The following is a 16,994-nucleotide window of genomic DNA, read 5'->3' on the forward strand; positions in this document are numbered from 1 at the left end:
GGAACAATTATGAGTGGATTACATATATTAGCGTTTGGTGCTCATGCCGATGATGTTGAAATCGGCATGGCTGGTACCATCGCTAAATATACAAAGCAAGGGTATGAAGTAGGTATTTGTGATTTAACAGAAGCTGATCTTTCTTCCAATGGAACGATAGAGTTGAGAAAAGAAGAAGCAGAGGTCGCAGCTCGTATAATGGGAGTAAAAACGAGGCTGAATTTAGCGATGCCAGACCGTGGTTTGTATATGAAAGAAGAGTATATACGTGAAATTGTCAAGGTGATCCGTACATATAAACCAAAACTAGTTTTTGCGCCATACTATGAAGATCGTCATCCAGATCATGCAAATTGTGCAAAGCTTGTGGAAGAGGCTATTTTTTCAGCAGGAATCCGTAAATATATGCCGGAACTTTCACCACATCGTGTGGAGTCTTTTTATAATTATATGATTAATGGTTTTCATAAACCGAATTTTTGTATAGATATAAGTGAGTACCTCTCTATAAAGGTGGAAGCATTAGAAGCATATGAAAGTCAATTTTCAACAGGAAGTGATGGGGTTAAGACACCGTTAACAGAAGGATACGTTGAAACTGTGATTGCTCGTGAGAAGATGTTTGGAAAAGAAGTTGGAGTCTTGTATGCCGAGGGATTTATGAGTAAGAAACCGGTTTTATTACATGCTGATTTATTAGGGGGATGTAAATGAAATTAAAAATAGGTATTACATGTTATCCTTCTGTAGGTGGTTCTGGAGTTGTTGGAACAGAATTAGGAAAGCAATTGGCGGAACGCGGGCATGAAATTCACTTTATTACATCGGGTTTACCATTCCGGTTAAATAAAGTATATCCAAACATATATTTTCATGAAGTGACGGTAAGCCAGTACTCTGTATTTCAATATCCACCATACGATTTAGCGTTAGCAAGTAAAATGGCAGAGGTTGCACAAAGAGAAAACTTAGACATTTTACATGTGCATTACGCAATACCACATGCAATTTGTGCATATTTAGCAAAACAAATGATCGGAGAGCGTATTAAAATTGTTACAACCTTGCATGGAACAGATATTACTGTGTTAGGTTCCGACCCTTCGTTAAATAATTTAATTCGTTTTGGTATTGAGCAATCGGATGTTGTTACTGCTGTCTCGCATTCATTAATTAACGAAACGCATGAGCTTGTAAAACCAAGTAAAGAAATTCAAACGGTATATAACTTTATAGACGAACGTGTATATTTCAAACGTAATATGTCTCAATTAAAGAAAGAATACGGTATAAGTGAGAGTGAAAAAGTACTTATTCATATTTCGAATTTCCGTAAAGTGAAACGTGTGCAGGATGTTGTTGAGGCATTTGCTAAAATTGTTAAAGAAGTAGATGCGAAGTTGCTTCTTGTTGGAGACGGACCAGAATTCTGTACGATTTTACAGATAGTGAAGAATTTACATATTGAAGATCGTGTTTTATTCCTAGGGAAGCAAGATAATGTTGCAGAACTACTTGCGATGAGTGATTTAATGTTGCTTCTATCAGAGAAGGAAAGTTTTGGTCTTGTTTTATTAGAAGCAATGGCGTGTGGTGTACCTTGTATCGGAACACGGGTTGGAGGTATTCCAGAGGTTATTCAACACGGGGAAACAGGATATTTATGTGAAGTTGGCGATACAACAGGAGTGGCAAATCAAGCTACTCAGCTATTAAAGGACGAGGAACTTCACCGTAATATGGGAGAACGAGCAAGAGAAAGTGTTTATGAGCAATTTCGCTCAGAAAAAATTGTTTCACAATATGAAACGATTTACTATGACGTACTAAGGGATGACAAAAATGGAAAGATTTAAAAAAGCTAGTTCTATTATTGAGACATTAAAACAACAAGGACATGAGGCTTACTTTGTTGGTGGGAGCGTACGAGATCTTATTATCGATAGGCCGATTGGAGATATTGATATTGCGACATCTGCTTTACCAGAAGAAGTGATGGCTATATTCCCAAGAAATGTTCCTGTTGGTCTTGAGCATGGAACTGTAATTGTTTTAGAAAATGGTGAGCCTTATGAGGTAACTACTTTTCGAACAGAAAGCGAATATGAAGATTTTCGAAGACCTAGTAGTGTTCAATTTGTTCGTTCATTAGAAGAGGATTTAAAACGTCGTGATTTCACGATGAATGCAATTGCTATGACAGAAGAAGGCGAAATGGTTGATTTATTTGCTGGACAGGAAGCCATTCAACAGAGAGAAATTGTGACAGTTGGAAATGCTGCGGATCGTTTTCAAGAAGATGCCCTGCGAATGATGCGTGGTATTCGGTTTGTAAGCGCGTTAGGTTTTTCATTAGAAACGAAAACGAAGCAAGCGATTGAAACGTATGGACATTTGCTAGAACATATAGCAATTGAGCGCATTACAGTAGAGTTTGAGAAATTGTTAACTGGTACATATTGTGTGAAAGGTCTCAAAGAATTAGTAGAGACGAAGCTATTTTCTCATTTGCCATATTTACAAATGTCAGAAGAGAGACTGTTAAAAGCTACGCAGTATAAATGGGATTCTTTCGAAACGGATATTGAGGCGTGGGCATTTTTCTTATATTGTATCGGAGAAGAACATCCATCTGTCTTTTTACGTCAATGGAAGTTTTCGAATAAAAAAATAAAAGATATTGTTGCAGTTTTATTGGCAATCCGTACTAGAAAGGAGAAGGATTGGGATACAGTCCTTCTTTATAAAACGGGAATTTATATCGCTGAAATGGCAGAGAGAGTATATGAAGCGATGATTGAAAGCTATGATCCTACATCTGTTAAACGAGTACAATCAATGTTTCATGCATTGCCAATCCAGGGTCGTCAAGAAATGAATGTGACTGGTAATGATTTATTAAACTGGGCAAACAAAAAGCCTGGTCCGTGGGTTGCTGACATGCTTCAGAAAATCGAGGAAGCAATTGTAAAAGGAAACGTAGTTAATGAGAAAGAGCGTATAAGGGAGTGGCTGCAAGGATGCAATCTACTATAAGAAAGCAGTTATTACAAGTTTTTTCTGAAGCGGATGGCGAGTTTGTATCCGGCCAAACGATTAGTGATAAACTTGGTTGTTCAAGAACTGCTGTGTGGAAACATATGGAAGATCTCCGGAGTGAGGGATATGAACTTGAAGCTGTGCGCCGATTAGGTTACCGAATTGCAAGTAAGCCAGACAAAGTGACTGCTAATGAAATTCAGTTAGGGCTACAAACGAAGCGAATTGGTAGAACAGTGTATTTTGAAGAAACTGTTGAATCAACGCAGCACATTGCAGCAAAACTTGCTTATGAAGGTGCAGAAGAAGGAACTATCGTTGTAGCAGAAGAACAAACAGCGGGAAGAGGTCGTTTAAGCAGAAAATGGCATTCACCAAAAGGAACAGGAATTTGGATGAGTATTATTTTACGCCCATCGATTCCAGTTCATCATGCACCGCAACTTACTTTGTTAGCGGCTGTTAGTGTTGCACAGGCAATTGAAAAATGTACAGGTGTAGACGTGGGAATAAAATGGCCAAATGACATTTTAATTCAAGGTAAAAAGGCTGTAGGTATATTAACAGAAATGCAAGCGGATCCTGATAAAATTAATGCTGTCATTATGGGCATCGGTATTAATGCGAATCAAAAGCAAGAACATTTTGATGAAGAAATTCAGCACATTGCTACTTCATTAGCGATTGAATCAGGTAAGCCGATTGTTCGTGCAGAACTTATGCAACAAATCTATTTACAACTAGAAAAATTATATGAAGAGTATTTAAAAAATGGTTTCTCTGTCATTAAAATTCTTTGGGAAAGTTACGCTGTGAGCATCGGGAAAGAAATTACCGCTCGAACGATGAGAGAGACGATTACGGGGTTAGCAAAAGGAATCACAGAGGATGGTGTATTACTTCTGGAGGATCATGAGGGGAAAGTACATCATATTCATTCTGCAGATATCGAAATTAAGTAAAAGAAGTTCCTCTTTTGGAACTTCTTTTTATTTCAATATTTTTGAGTTAAATTTGTAACATGATAATAAATCCTTTTCATATTTAAAGTTCATTTCAAGATATCTTCCGTCTAGTTGGCCTGGCATGTTATTTGACGATTACTTTGCCTTCCATTCCTTTAAGGAGATGGTATCGACATATTAATTCATATGTACCAGCATTTTTAGGTTTCACGGTAATATTCTTTTCTTTTCCTGACTCAACTACGACGTCAATGCCGAGTTTTTTCACTGTAAAGGTGTGCTCGTTTTTACCTTTATTTTTCAATAGTAATGTTGTTGATCCTTCAAGCGGAATCGTGATGACATTTGGATTAAAGTAATCATCATTTAGTTCAACCTCAATCACGTTCGTTACATCGGTGGGTTGTGTTACGACATTAACTGAGGCAAATACATGGAAGGATCCTAAAGACATCCACCATACAATCATTACAAGCAAACTGCTGAATCGAAATAACCACCTGTTCATAGACATCTGCAATTCTCCTTTGTTAAGTACTTTTCCTCAATTAACCTGCATCATTAGTTTAAGAGTTATACTATACAGTTAAATTGATTACAGAAGAAATTAACTTGGAATTTTTTAACATGCGTTGAAAAAACATGTATCTTTTCAGGATTGAATTATCTATAAAAACTTTATCCCGCTATTTACTGGGCAATAAGACCTCCACCTCAAAATTCAGCGGAAGCAAAGAAGTTAGGTGGGGATCGGGCTGATTAAAGTTTCACTTTCTAGCATATATACTCTCTTATTAAATTTCATATACCGTAATCAGAATAAAAAATTATTTTTTCAAAAAAATGTAGTAATTCCCTTTTGTAGTTTGCTATAATTAGTTCGAATGTGGGCAGTATCAGAGCGAACTGCACCATGATTCGAAGTAATACGAAAAATAATAACTTGGATTCTGCCTTGATCCAATAACGGACTGGGACAGAGGGATGAATAATGCCGACTAACACACAACCCTTCTGCCCTTTTATGGCCAGAGGGGTTTTTTATATGATTGCGGCCATCTCCTCTCTCCTGCATAAAGGAGGAGTAGTTTTTGAAAACAAAAACAGATTTTTTGAAGATGAAAGAGCAAGGTGAGCCGATTACAATGCTAACGGCGTATGATTATCCATCTGCTAAATTAGCAGAAGAAGCTGAAGTTGATATGATTTTAGTTGGAGATTCTCTTGGAATGGTTGTACTCGGATACGATTCAACAGTACCTGTAACAGTAGAGGATATGATTCATCATACGAAAGCTGTACGCCGTGGAGCGAAAGAGACGTTTATTGTAACTGATATGCCATTTATGTCGTATCATGTATCATTACAAGAAACGATGGTGAATGCACGCCGCATCGTTCAAGAGAGCGGGGCGCATGCACTGAAGGTAGAAGGTGCTGGAGAAGTTATATCAACGATTCAATATTTGACGAACGCAGGAATTCCTGTTGTAGCGCATTTAGGTTTAACCCCTCAATCTGTAGGAGTGTTGGGTGGATATAAAGTGCAAGGAAAAGATGCGGAGAGTGCAAAGAAATTAATAGAAGATGCAAAGAAATGTGAAGAAGCTGGTGCAATAGCGCTTGTGTTAGAATGTGTACCAATGCAGTTAGCAGAACTTATTTCAGAGCAACTAACAATACCGACAATTGGGATTGGTGCAGGACAAAAAGTAGATGGGCAAGTGCTTGTTTATCATGATCTTATCTCATACGGCGTGAATCGTGTGCCGAAATTTGTGAAGCAATATACATCTGTTCAAGAGGAGATTGTGCGTGGGATTTCACAATATGTTACTGAAGTAAAGACAAGGCAATTTCCTGAAGAAAAACATTCGTTCACAATGAAAGAGGAAGAATGCTTAGCGTTATACGGAGGAAAACAATAATGAAAATCGTAACTACAGTGCAAGAGATGCAGCAAATTACAAACGAACTTCGTGCAAGTGGAAAGAGTATTGGTTTTGTTCCAACGATGGGTTATTTACATGAAGGGCATGCTACCTTATTACGTAAGGCAAGAGAAGAAAATGAAATTGTAGTTTTAAGTGTATTTGTAAACCCGCTGCAATTTGGCCCAAATGAAGATTTAGATCGATATCCTCGTGATATTAATAGAGATGAAAATGTAGCAAAAGAAAACGGTGTAGATTATTTGTTTTATCCGAGTGTAGAAGAAATGTATCCAGCAGAACAAACAACAACAGTAGAAGTTGTGAAGCGCACGGACGTATTATGCGGTCAACAAAGACCTGGTCATTTTGCTGGTGTTGCAACTGTACTAATGAAACTATTTAATATTACGCTGCCAACGCGTGCTTATTTCGGTATGAAAGATGCTCAACAAGTTGCAGTAATTGAAGGATTTGTAACTGATTTCAATATTCCGGTTACAATCGTACCAGTTGATATTGTAAGGGAAGAAGATGGATTAGCGAAAAGTTCTCGTAACGTGTACCTATCACCAGATGAACGTGAAGAGGCTCTTCATTTATACCGCAGCCTATGTATAGCGAAAGAAAGAATTGAGGTAGGTGAACGTAATCCGGAAATCATTACAAATCTTGTGAAAGAGTATATTGAGACGCATACGAAAGGCACTGTAGATTATGCGGATTTATATGCATATCCGTCATTAACAATGGTAGAGAAAGTCGAAGGACGAATCATTTTAGCTATTGCAGTTAAGTTTGAAAATGTAAGATTAATTGACAATATAACATTAACGGTTAAATAAGGGGGAGCACCTATGTTTCGCACAATGATGAGAGCAAAGTTACATCGTGCAACTGTAACGGAGGCAAATTTAAATTATGTAGGTAGTATTACAATTGATGAAGATTTAATGGATGCAGTAAATATTGTAGAAAACGAAAAAGTCCAAATTGTAAATAATAATAATGGTGCTCGTTTAGAGACATACGTTATTAAAGGGGAACGCGGTAGTGGTGTTGTTTGTTTAAACGGTGCTGCGGCAAGGCTTGTACAACCAGGGGACAAAGTAATTATTATTTGTTATGGGCTAGTTACGGAAGAAGAGGTTCATAAACAAGAACCCAAAATTGCAGTACTAGACGATAATAATCAAATTATTGAAATGTTAGGTGCTGAAAAAGCGGGTACGATATTATAAGTAGAAAGGCTATCTCCATTGCGGAGATAGCTTTTTTGTGCATCTTTTCATTAAGATGAGATAAAACGTGGTATAGTAACATTATATAAATTATTGTTGTTTGAAAGGTAAGAAATTGAGGTGTTACATATATGAGTAAGCGTTATGTCGTTGTTGATTTAGAGACGACAGGGAACTCCTGGAAAGATGGGAAGGATAAAATTACCCAAATTGCAGCTGTTGTAGTAGAAGATGGAGAGATATTGGAGATTTTTTCGTCTTTTGTTAACCCAAAGAGAGAGATCCCACCATTTATTACAGAATTAACAGGGATTGATGAAAGTCTTGTAAAACAAGCCCCGTTATTTCAAGATGTAGCCCCGATGATTGTTGAGCTATTACAAGGTGCGGCTTTCGTTGCGCATAATGTTCACTTTGATTGGAATTTTTTAAATGAAGAATTAAGACAGGCTGGATATACAGAAATACATTGTCCTAAAATCGACACGGTTGAATTGGCTCAAATTCTTTTGCCGACAGCTGATAGTTATAAATTACGTGATTTAGCTAAGAAGCATGAACTAGAACATGATCAACCACATCGTGCGGATAGTGATGCTCTTGCAACAGCGGAATTATTTTTACAATTTTTAAATGAAATTGAAAAGTTACCACTTGTCACGTTGCAATCACTTTATGAATTAAGCGATGTGTTCCAAAGTGATATAGCTGATGTGCTTTCTGAAAATATTTTAAAGAAAGTAATGAATGGTAAAGAAGATATAGCGGAGTATGAAATACATCGAAATATTGCGCTGAAAAAGCGGAACTATTCCTTAAACCTTGGAGAAACGTGTTCATCAAAGTTTGATGCTTTCTTGAATAAAACGATGGATAAATTGGAATCACATATGCCAAAGTTTGAAAGAAGAGAAAGTCAACAACTGATGATGAAAGAGATATATACGGCGTTAAGAGACTCTCGTTTTTCACTAATTGAAGCCGGTACAGGAACAGGAAAGACTCTTGCATATTTGCTTCCTAGTCTTTATTTTGCAAAGAGAAAAGAAGAACCTGTCATTATAAGTACACAAACGGTACAACTCCAACAACAAATATTAGAAAAAGAAATACCGTTATTACAAAAAATAATGCCATTTTCATTTGAGGTAGCTCTTCTTAAAGGAAGAAAGCATTATCTTTGCTTACACAAATTTGAGTATGCTTTACAAGAGGAAGAAAAAAATTATGATATGGCACTTACGAAGGCGAAGATTTTAGTTTGGCTATTGCAAACTGAAACGGGTGATCAAGACGAATTAAATATTCCTGAGGGCGGAAAGTTACTTTGGAATCGTATTTGTAGTGATGCGTATAGTCCAGGCGGTATGCAAAGTAATTGGTTTAGTCGTTGTTTTTACCAGCGAGCGAAGAATAAAGCTTTATTTGCAGATATCGTTATCACAAATCATGCGTTATTATTTCAAGATTTTTCAAGTGAAGAACCGCTGTTTGCTTCATGCGAACATATTATTTTTGATGAAGCTCACCATATTGAAGAAGCTGCGAGTAGAACATTGGGTGAACAGTTCTCTTGTATGTATTTTCAATTGGTTATATCTCGTCTTGGGACGCTAGAAACAGAAGATGTACTCTCCAAAGTATATAAAATGATGAAAAAATCAGAGCAAGCATCTCGTTCAACTTTCCGTATGATAAGTTATAGTTTGAAGGAACTTAAGTTTGATGCGGATGAACTCTTCCAAATGTTACGTACTTTTATATTTAAACAAACAAAGCAAGAACAAGGAACGAATAATATGCCGCTCATCTATAGATATAACGCAGAACTAGAAAAAGGTAAGTTGTGGGATAGTATCGTTGAATTAACAAATCGTTTTATATATGAATTAAGAAGGGTAGTAACTGCTCTTGAGAAGCAAGTGGATATATTGCAAAGTAAGTTAGAATGGGAGATGCATGTTGTAACAGGTGAATTTATGCATTTAATTGAGTTGCTGAGAAAGATGGCAGAATCATTACAGTTACTCGTATTAGAAAAGAATTCGTATGTAACTTGGATGGAGACTGAAACGAAAGGGACGATTCATTCAACAGTTCTATATGCACAGCCTGTTCATATTGGTGAAAGATTTGCTGATGAATTTTTAACAGAAAAAAAGAGTGTTATTTTTACATCCGCAACACTAACAGTTAACGATACGTTTGATTATATAAAAGAGGAACTTGGTTTACATGATTTCGCTCCAAATACTTTAAAGGTTCCATCGCCATTTCGTTATGATGAACAAATGAAATTAATGGTTTCAACGGATGTACCTTTTATTAAGCAAGTAAGTAATGAGCGATATATTGAATCTGTATCGGAACATATTGCAAAGATAGCGAAAGCCACAAAGGGCAGAATGCTTGTTTTATTCACTTCGTATGAAATGTTAAAAGAAGCGTATGCGAATTTAAAAAATAATGATGAATTAGAGGGTTATTTATTACTCACACAAAGTGTGAATAATAGAAGTCGAAGCCGTTTAATTCGAAAGTTTCAAGAGTTCGACAAATCAATTTTATTAGGGACGAGCAGTTTCTGGGAAGGGATAGATATTCCAGGAGATGCCTTAAGTTGTCTTGTTATTGTCCGTCTACCATTTACGCCGCCTCATCAGCCGATGATGGAAGCGAAAGGTGAGTGGCTAAAAAATCAAGGTGAGGATGTATTCGCTAAATTAGCGCTGCCACAAGCAATATTACGTTTCAAACAAGGATTCGGCCGCTTAATTCGAACGAATACAGATACAGGAACGGTAGTAGTGTTAGATCGTCGTTTGACGAGTTCTTCCTATGGAAAACGATTTCTACAATCGATCCCTAACGTACCTCTTTATGAAGGACCATTAGAAGAATTATTAGTACAATTAGAAGAACCATCAAATGAATAAAAATGGAAGAAAAATACGCCTGAAATACTTATAAACTTCAGGCGTAAAAAATGTGGGTAGGAGGAATTTTATTTTTCTTACTTCTTGTATACAAAATGTGTTGGTTTTCGACTTGAAACCTTTTTTTGCTGTACATGTCCTGCTATAATAGATGGGTGATGAAGCAGGGGTTGTAAAGAATGTACTCTTATTGTAACCGCATTGCGTTCTTCTATAATTAGAAATTTTTGTGTAACGGAGGAGTTTTTTCATGGAGAAGAAAATCGAAGTACTATCAACGACGCGTATTAAATATTCGTCTGATTTGTATAAAATTGTTGATAGTTTGAATCGTACGTTAAAAGAGCAGGACCTCATGTTCGGACTAGCATTAGACGAAAAAGATAAAGAAACAGCTGTATTTACGATTTACAGAACGTAGTGATACAATGAAAAAGTGGATCTTTGCAATCATTATTGTTATCGTTGCTAGCGGAATATATGGGGCGTATGTTTATAATAAAGCAATGGGGAAGAAAATTCCAAAAGAGTCGAAATTTGTAGAAATTGCTAAAGAAAAAGCAAAGCTTACAAAGGTGAAATCTGTTGATTATTACAACGGAAAATCTGCATATATAGTCGTGCAAGGTACAGATGAAAAGGGAGAACAACTTATCGTTTGGGTGCCGGAGAAAAAAGGGGATACTGTAGTAAGGAAAAAGAGCGAAGGTATTTCTGAAAAAGAGGCTATACAAAGAACATTAGAACAAGTCGGCAATGAAAGTAAGGAATCAAAAAGTAAGCCGAAAGAGATTATGAAAGTGAAATTAGGCTTTGAAAATGATGTACCACTATGGGAAGTTACATATATTGATGATGACAATCGTTATAGTTATTACTATCTTGAATTTAAAGATGGAAAATTTTTAAGACGATATAGCATTGAAAAATAGATGTAGGGGGAACTACAAATGAAATTAGCAAAGCGAGTAGCTGCTTTAACACCGTCTTCAACTTTAGAAATTACAGCAAAGGCACAAGCATTAAAAGCAGAGGGTCATGATGTAATTGGATTAGGGGCAGGGGAACCTGACTTTAATACACCAGAGCATATTATGGATGCTGCACATAAAGCGATGTTAGAAGGGCATACGAAGTATACACCAACAGGTGGATTACAATCGTTAAAACAAGAAATTGTGAAGAAATTTACTCGCGATCAAGGTATTGCGTATGATCCATCTGAAATTATTGTATGTAATGGCGCAAAGCATGCATTATATACATTATTCCAAGTATTACTTGATGAGGGAGATGAAGTTATCATTCCAACTCCTTACTGGGTAAGCTATCCAGAGCAAGTAAAGCTTGCTGGCGGTAAGCCGGTTTATGTAGAAGGTTTAGAAGACAATGAGTACAAAATTACAGCAAAGCAGCTGCGTGAGGCAATTACAGAGAAAACGAAAGCAGTTATTATTAATTCACCGAGCAATCCAACAGGAATGATTTATAGCAAAGAAGAATTACAACAGCTTGGAGAAGTATGTTTAGAACATGATATTTTAATCGTTTCTGATGAAATTTATGAAAAATTAATTTATGGTGGCGTAGAATATACATCAATTGCCCAGCTTTCTAATGCATTAAAAGAACAAACACTTATTATTAATGGTGTATCTAAATCTCATTCTATGACAGGATGGCGTATTGGATATGCAGCAGGAAATAAGCAGCTTATTAAAGCGATGACGAACTTAGCGAGTCATAGTACGTCAAACCCTACTTCAATCGCTCAATACGGCGCAATTGCGGCATATGCAGGCTCACAAGAACCTGTGGAAACAATGCGTCAAGCCTTTGAAGAGAGATTAAACATCATTTATGATAAATTAATTCAAATCCCTGGCTTTACTTGTATTAAACCGCAAGGTGCATTTTACTTATTCCCTAACGTAAAAGAAGCTGTAGCTTTATCAGGATATGCAACAGTTGATGATTGGGCAAAGGCTCTATTAGAAGAGGAAAAAGTGGCTCTTGTACCAGGTACAGGATTTGGTGCTCCAAATAATGTTCGTTTATCATATGCGACATCTCTTGAACAAGTAGAGAAAGCATTAGAACGCATCCATACATTTATGAAAAGTAAAGTGCAAGCTTAATTTTATATTTCATTCATGTAATATAAAAAACCTCCCTATTGATGGGGAGGTTTTTTTGACGAATTGTGGCAAAAAGAAATAGCTAAAGGTGTGTTATACTAGAGAGCGAGGTGTTTGGTGATGAAAAAGAAAATGATGCTACAGTGGTTTGAGCAGGGAAGCATTGCAATTCCAAAATTGCTTATGATGCATTATAAAAAATTAGGTTTAAATGAGACGGAATTTATGGTTGTACTTCATGTACACACATTTTTAGAATCAGGTAATTCGTTTCCGACTCCTTCAGAGATTTCTGAACGGATGACGATAACGGAAATGAAATGTATGGAAGTAATTCAAGCGTTGATTCAAAAAGGTTTTTTATCACTAGAAGGTGGACAAAGATCAGAAGCAATGATGTGCGAAAGTTATTCTTTACAACCGTTATGGGAAAAAATATTACATTTCTTAATGGATGAATCAATAGAGGAAGATCAAAAAGAAAAAAAACAGCTGCAAGTAAATTTATATACAGTATTTGAAAAAGAATTTGGAAGACCACTTTCGCCGTTCGAATGTGAAACGTTAGGAATGTGGGAGGACCAAGATCAACATCATCCAAATTTAATTCAGGCAGCTCTTAGAGAAGCTGTAATGAGTGGGAAACTAAATTTCCGATATATTGATCGTATTTTATTTGAGTGGAAAAAGAATGGAATTAAAACGGTAGATCAGGCTCAAAATCAAGGTCAAAAATTTAGAGCGAATCAACAAAGAGCACAACAAATGACAAAACAAGAGACGAAATTTACTGGAAAAGTGCCTTTTTATAATTGGTTGGAGCAGTAATATAGGAGGAGAAATATGCTTAACAAAACGCAAATCCGTTATTGTTTAGACACAATGGCGGATATGTATCCAGAAGCGCATTGTGAATTGGTTCATGATAATCCATTTGAACTTGTAATCGCGGTGGCGTTATCTGCACAATGTACAGATGTACTTGTAAATAAAGTGACAAGAAATTTATTTCAAAAATATAAAACACCAGAAGATTATTTAAGTGTTTCTCTAGAAGAATTACAACAAGATATACGCTCTATCGGATTGTATAGAAATAAAGCAAAAAACATTCAAAAATTATGCCGAATGTTATTAGATGACTATAATGGGGAGGTACCGAGCGATCGAGATGAACTTACGAAATTACCCGGTGTAGGAAGGAAAACAGCGAATGTTGTAGTTTCCGTAGCGTTTGGGATTCCTGCAATTGCTGTCGATACACATGTGGAGCGAGTGAGTAAACGATTAGCGATTTGTAGATGGAAAGATTCTGTGTTAGAAGTAGAAAAAACGTTAATGAAGAAAGTACCGATGGATGAGTGGGGGGTTACGCATCATCGTATGATTTTCTTTGGACGTTATCATTGTAAAGCACAACGACCGCAATGTGAGGAGTGCAGACTGTTAGAAGTATGTCGTGAAGGAAAGAAGCGAATGAAGGTGAAATAAGGGATGGAGCGAGTTATAGAAATACCGAAAGAATTTCACTGCTTACCATTTTTTAAAGAAAGCGTAAATTCAATTGAGTATCATACAGACGATTCTTTTGAAGAAATAATACAAAATACTTACTTTATATTTGATATTGAAAGACAGTATGAGCCATGGAAGGAAATTGAAAACAGTATTCCAGCGATGTTGAATGTATGGAAAAATAAGCATGAAGACATTGCTATACTGTTTCGAAATAGAAATAAGCAAGAGGCTGAGGGGCCAATGATTCTTTTTGCAGCTCACTTGTTATCGGTTGTCTATTGGCTAAATGAGCAACCTGTTCATAGTTTGAATGAAATGCAAATAAATACGAATAAATTAAAAGTGCAACCTGTTAATTTTATGGAAAGATATTCATTCATAATAAAGAAACCGAGTAATTATCATTCTTATATTCAATTAGCGCAGTTGTATATCGAAATAGAAAAGCTATATGTAAAGAAAATGATAACAAAAAAGAAGTCCGCTTCTCGTTAAGAGAAACGGACTTCTTTTTTGTTTATTAGGACTCTGTTGTAATAACAGTACCGTCTGCGTGAGGTGTATCTCCTCCGGTATTTTGATGTTGCTGTTCTTGTTGTTTCTTAGCATCTTCTTCAGCTTTTTTCTTGGCCTCTTCTTCAGCTTTCTTCTTAGCTTCTTCTTCAGCTTTTTTCTTAGCTTCTTCTTCAGCTTTTCTTCTAGCTTCCTCATCAGCTTTCTTTTGAGCTTCTTCTTGCTGTTTACGTTGTTGTTCCTGTTGCTGTTCTTGTTGTTTCTTAGCCTCTTCATCAGCTTTTTTCTTAGCTTCGTCTTGTTTTACTTTATCTTCATTAGCCTTTTTCTGGGCTTCCTCATCAGCTTTTTTCTTAGCTTCTTCATCGGCCTTTTTCTTAGCATCTTCTTCAGCTTTTTTCGCATCTGGAGTTCCGCCAGGCGCAGTGAAGGATGCACCAACTGCTGGGCTTGTTCCAGTGCCTTTTTTCGCTACTACAGAGAAGCTGTAAGTAACACCTGGTTTAATACCACCAAGAGTAGCTGTCGTACCACTTATTGATAGGCTACCACTTGAACCGTCAGTTGCTTTATAGCTGGCTGCATATGCATCAACTTCTGCTGGTCCAGACCAGTTTAGTGTAACTGTGCTAGCGCCATCAAAAGTGACATTCAGACCACTAGGAGCATCTACTTTAATTTGTTTAATTGCATCTTTTTTCGCACCTTTTACGTATAACTCTCCGTTTATTTCTTGTACAGAAGAAGGACGTTCAAAGCGTGATTTATCTGTAGCGAATTTGCTCATCATTACTTGGAACATTTGCTGTGCAATTCTAGTGGAGCGATCGCTAACATAATTTTTTGGACCATCTTTTTCGTAACCGGTCCAAACAGCCATTGTGTATTGTGGCGTATATCCAGCAAACCAGCTATCTCTGTTTGCATCAGCTGGGATGTCATATTTTTGAAGAACTGATTCATCAAAGTTTTGTGTTCCTGTTTTACCTGCTACGTCAACACCTGAAACGTATGCTGTTGGACCTGTACCACCAGAACCAGGTTTTACTACGTCACGAAGAACGTCAGTAACCATATAAGCTGTATAGTCTTGCATTGCGCGATGTTCTTTCGGTTTAAAGCTTTTCTTTTTCCCGTCCGGGAAGGTTACTTCTTTTACGAAGTGTGGTTTATTATAGTTACCACTATTACCAAAGGTTGCATATGCACCTGCTACTTCTAATGGAGAACTATCGTTACTACCGATTGCTGTTGATTCGTAGACTTTTCCTTCTTTAAAGGTCATGCCTAAACCTTCAGCAAATTCTTTTGACTTATTAAGACCAACTGTTTGTGCTGTCTTTAAAGCTGGAATGTTTAATGACTTTTTCAAAGCTTCACGTAGTGAAACGTCACCTTTGTAACTCTTTGTTGCATTTTGTATTTTCTTACCATTGGAATACGTATACTCTGAGTCGTTTAATTGATGGTATGTAGACCATTGTAAATTTTCAATTGCCGGACCGTAGTCGAAAATTGGTTTCATTGTTGAACCAACTTGGCGTTTTAAATCAGTTGCCATATTATGACCTTTGAAAGTAGACTTACTTTCTTTACGTCCAGCACCAATTGCTCGAACTTCTCCAGACTGTGTATCCATAAATACGAATGACCCTTGGAATTGATCGTCCGGATACTTAATAAGATTGCCATCCATAATTTTGTCGGCGTAATCTTGAGCATCTTGATCAAGTGTTGTATGAATCGTTAAACCATCTGAACCGATATTTACATCAGGATATTCTTTTTCAACTTCTTTTACAACCGCATCTAAAAATGCTTGATACTTCATCTCAGTTACTTCTGAAGACGGTTGAAGGCCCTCAGTTACTGGAATCTTAACGGCGTTATTCATTTCTTCTTTTGTTATATAACCATGTCGATTCATTAATGATAATACGACATTACGACGATTTGTTGCTCGTTCAACATTTTCCTTTTTTGTTGGATCATAAATGTTTGGACCTTGGGGTAAACCAGCGAGCATAGCAGCTTCATGTAATTGCAAGTCTTTTAAATCTTTACCATAATATTTTTGCGCTGCTGTCGCAATACCGTATGAACGGTTACCTAAATTAATCTTATTTAAGTACATTTCTAAAATCTCATGTTTAGAGTATTGTTGCTCTAATTTGTAAGATAAGTACCATTCTTGCACTTTTCTTTTAGCAGTTTTGTCCATCGTTAGAAAATAGTTTTTAACGACTTGCTGTGTAATCGTACTACCACCTTGGGAACCGAAACCACCAGTGACATTTTCCATAACTGCTTTTGTAGTTCGTTTAAAGTCAATTCCATTATGATCATAGAAACGCGAATCCTCAGTTGCAAGGAATGCATTTTCAACTACTTTTGGAATTTGATCATAAGTAACATGCGTTCGTTTTTCAGCACCGTATTCATAGAAGAAATTTCCGTTTTTATCAAGAAACTTTGTTGATAAAGGATTAACAAGTTTGGATTTATCTAATTTTGGAGCGTCCTTTACCATAACAAAGAAAGCGGAAACGCCGGCTACAAGACCAACGATACCAAGAAGTAGACAACCTATAAGGAATTTCTTGAAAAAGGAGCCTTTTTTCTTTGGTTTTTCTTCTTTATTTGTTTTTTTCTCTTGATTTTTTACATGATTTCGTTCTGTACGAGAACGATAATTATCTGACATTATACTTTC

At 36.5% G+C, this 16,994-nt stretch carries 16 protein-coding genes; 14 read left to right on the forward strand and 2 right to left on the reverse strand.

What is annotated here, in order from left to right; translation table 11 throughout:
• Positions 1 to 9 precede the first annotated feature (9 nt).
• The 4 genes from bshB1 to QCI81_RS21915 are packed head-to-tail and all read left to right on the forward strand — an operon-like array spanning position 10 to position 4,001.
• Complete coding sequence (gene bshB1, locus QCI81_RS21900; RefSeq protein WP_000015660.1) at positions 10 to 714, forward strand: bacillithiol biosynthesis deacetylase BshB1; 705 nt, start codon at positions 10 to 12, stop codon at positions 712 to 714.
• Positions 711 to 1,856: an N-acetyl-alpha-D-glucosaminyl L-malate synthase BshA gene (bshA, locus tag QCI81_RS21905; RefSeq protein ID WP_000768317.1), complete on the forward strand. Its 1,146-nt coding sequence runs from the start codon at positions 711 to 713 to the stop codon at positions 1,854 to 1,856. Before bshB1 ends, bshA begins: the two co-directional genes overlap by 4 nt.
• Positions 1,843 to 3,036 carry a CCA tRNA nucleotidyltransferase gene (locus tag QCI81_RS21910; RefSeq protein ID WP_000439311.1) on the forward strand — a complete coding sequence of 398 codons (1,194 nt, stop codon included), beginning with the start codon at positions 1,843 to 1,845 and terminating at the stop codon, positions 3,034 to 3,036. The genes bshA and QCI81_RS21910 overlap by 14 nt, the downstream gene beginning before the upstream one ends.
• Entirely contained in the window at positions 3,021 to 4,001 is a 981-nt protein-coding gene (locus QCI81_RS21915; RefSeq protein WP_001192055.1) for a biotin--[acetyl-CoA-carboxylase] ligase, read from the forward strand. Before QCI81_RS21910 ends, QCI81_RS21915 begins: the two co-directional genes overlap by 16 nt.
• A gap of 127 nt (positions 4,002 to 4,128) precedes the next feature.
• Here QCI81_RS21915 and QCI81_RS21920 read toward each other — a convergent pair whose 3' ends face one another.
• Positions 4,129 to 4,518 carry a cupredoxin domain-containing protein gene (locus QCI81_RS21920; protein WP_000062381.1) on the reverse strand — a complete coding sequence of 130 codons (390 nt, stop codon included), beginning with the start codon at positions 4,516 to 4,518 and terminating at the stop codon, positions 4,129 to 4,131.
• Between the two features lie 577 nt (positions 4,519 to 5,095).
• Here QCI81_RS21920 and panB point away from each other — a divergent pair.
• From panB to QCI81_RS21970, 10 genes are all read left to right on the forward strand, one after another.
• Positions 5,096 to 5,932, forward strand: a complete 837-nt coding sequence (gene panB / locus QCI81_RS21925) for a 3-methyl-2-oxobutanoate hydroxymethyltransferase (RefSeq protein ID WP_000851108.1) — start codon at positions 5,096 to 5,098, stop codon at positions 5,930 to 5,932.
• Positions 5,932 to 6,780, forward strand: coding sequence for a pantoate--beta-alanine ligase (panC, locus tag QCI81_RS21930; protein ID WP_000707014.1), 849 nt, complete (start codon positions 5,932 to 5,934; stop codon positions 6,778 to 6,780). The genes panB and panC overlap by 1 nt, the downstream gene beginning before the upstream one ends.
• 12 nt (positions 6,781 to 6,792) lie before the next feature.
• Positions 6,793 to 7,176: an aspartate 1-decarboxylase gene (gene panD / locus QCI81_RS21935; protein WP_000490186.1), complete on the forward strand. Its 384-nt coding sequence runs from the start codon at positions 6,793 to 6,795 to the stop codon at positions 7,174 to 7,176.
• Between the two features lie 131 nt (positions 7,177 to 7,307).
• Positions 7,308 to 10,112, forward strand: a complete 2,805-nt coding sequence (dinG, locus tag QCI81_RS21940; RefSeq protein WP_000044967.1) for an ATP-dependent DNA helicase DinG — start codon at positions 7,308 to 7,310, stop codon at positions 10,110 to 10,112.
• 250 nt (positions 10,113 to 10,362) lie between these two features.
• On the forward strand, positions 10,363 to 10,533 hold the full coding sequence (locus tag QCI81_RS21945; RefSeq protein WP_000412179.1) for a YpmA family protein: 171 nt from the start codon (positions 10,363 to 10,365) through the stop codon (positions 10,531 to 10,533).
• 7 nt (positions 10,534 to 10,540) lie between these two features.
• The gene (locus tag QCI81_RS21950) at positions 10,541 to 11,044 is read left to right on the forward strand and encodes a cell wall elongation regulator TseB-like domain-containing protein (protein WP_000758740.1); all 504 of its coding nucleotides are present in this window, start codon (positions 10,541 to 10,543) and stop codon (positions 11,042 to 11,044) included.
• An 18-nt stretch (positions 11,045 to 11,062) separates the two neighbouring features.
• The gene (gene aspB / locus QCI81_RS21955; RefSeq protein WP_000761571.1) at positions 11,063 to 12,250 is read left to right on the forward strand and encodes an aspartate transaminase AspB; all 1,188 of its coding nucleotides are present in this window, start codon (positions 11,063 to 11,065) and stop codon (positions 12,248 to 12,250) included.
• Positions 12,251 to 12,370: 120 nt separating this feature from the next.
• The gene (gene dnaD, locus QCI81_RS21960; protein WP_071730798.1) at positions 12,371 to 13,078 is read left to right on the forward strand and encodes a DNA replication protein DnaD; all 708 of its coding nucleotides are present in this window, start codon (positions 12,371 to 12,373) and stop codon (positions 13,076 to 13,078) included.
• 15 nt (positions 13,079 to 13,093) lie between these two features.
• A complete protein-coding gene (gene nth / locus QCI81_RS21965; protein ID WP_000933035.1) occupies positions 13,094 to 13,741 on the forward strand; it encodes an endonuclease III in 648 nt (215 codons plus the stop codon).
• A gap of 3 nt (positions 13,742 to 13,744) precedes the next feature.
• Entirely contained in the window at positions 13,745 to 14,263 is a 519-nt protein-coding gene (locus tag QCI81_RS21970) for a YpoC family protein (protein ID WP_000442658.1), read from the forward strand.
• Between the two features lie 25 nt (positions 14,264 to 14,288).
• On the opposite strand, the gene QCI81_RS21975 is transcribed toward QCI81_RS21970, so the two are convergent.
• Positions 14,289 to 16,985 (reverse strand): PBP1A family penicillin-binding protein, encoded by a 2,697-nt coding sequence (locus tag QCI81_RS21975; RefSeq protein WP_001283108.1) that lies wholly within the window; start codon positions 16,983 to 16,985, stop codon positions 14,289 to 14,291.
• Positions 16,986 to 16,994: the final 9 nt, after the last annotated feature.

The sequence above is a fragment of the Bacillus cereus group sp. MG20 genome, from assembly GCF_040459885.1.
GTDB classification, from domain to species: Bacteria; Bacillota; Bacilli; order Bacillales; family Bacillaceae_G; genus Bacillus_A; species Bacillus_A cereus.

Excerpts from the sequence above, each read along its gene's own strand:
- bshB1 (WP_000015660.1), top strand. The coding sequence starts at position 10 with ATGAGTGGATTACATATATTAGCGTTTGGTGCTCATGCCGATGATGTT.
- bshA (WP_000768317.1), top strand. The coding sequence starts at position 711 with ATGAAATTAAAAATAGGTATTACATGTTATCCTTCTGTAGGTGGTTCT.
- QCI81_RS21910 (WP_000439311.1), top strand. The coding sequence starts at position 1,843 with ATGGAAAGATTTAAAAAAGCTAGTTCTATTATTGAGACATTAAAACAA.
- QCI81_RS21915 (WP_001192055.1), top strand. The coding sequence starts at position 3,021 with ATGCAATCTACTATAAGAAAGCAGTTATTACAAGTTTTTTCTGAAGCG.
- QCI81_RS21920 (WP_000062381.1), bottom strand. The coding sequence starts at position 4,518 with ATGTCTATGAACAGGTGGTTATTTCGATTCAGCAGTTTGCTTGTAATG.
- panC (WP_000707014.1), top strand. The coding sequence starts at position 5,932 with ATGAAAATCGTAACTACAGTGCAAGAGATGCAGCAAATTACAAACGAA.
- panD (WP_000490186.1), top strand. The coding sequence starts at position 6,793 with ATGTTTCGCACAATGATGAGAGCAAAGTTACATCGTGCAACTGTAACG.
- dinG (WP_000044967.1), top strand. The coding sequence starts at position 7,308 with ATGAGTAAGCGTTATGTCGTTGTTGATTTAGAGACGACAGGGAACTCC.
- QCI81_RS21945 (WP_000412179.1), top strand. The coding sequence starts at position 10,363 with ATGGAGAAGAAAATCGAAGTACTATCAACGACGCGTATTAAATATTCG.
- QCI81_RS21950 (WP_000758740.1), top strand. The coding sequence starts at position 10,541 with ATGAAAAAGTGGATCTTTGCAATCATTATTGTTATCGTTGCTAGCGGA.
- aspB (WP_000761571.1), top strand. The coding sequence starts at position 11,063 with ATGAAATTAGCAAAGCGAGTAGCTGCTTTAACACCGTCTTCAACTTTA.
- dnaD (WP_071730798.1), top strand. The coding sequence starts at position 12,371 with ATGAAAAAGAAAATGATGCTACAGTGGTTTGAGCAGGGAAGCATTGCA.
- nth (WP_000933035.1), top strand. The coding sequence starts at position 13,094 with ATGCTTAACAAAACGCAAATCCGTTATTGTTTAGACACAATGGCGGAT.
- QCI81_RS21970 (WP_000442658.1), top strand. The coding sequence starts at position 13,745 with ATGGAGCGAGTTATAGAAATACCGAAAGAATTTCACTGCTTACCATTT.
- QCI81_RS21975 (WP_001283108.1), bottom strand. The coding sequence starts at position 16,985 with ATGTCAGATAATTATCGTTCTCGTACAGAACGAAATCATGTAAAAAAT.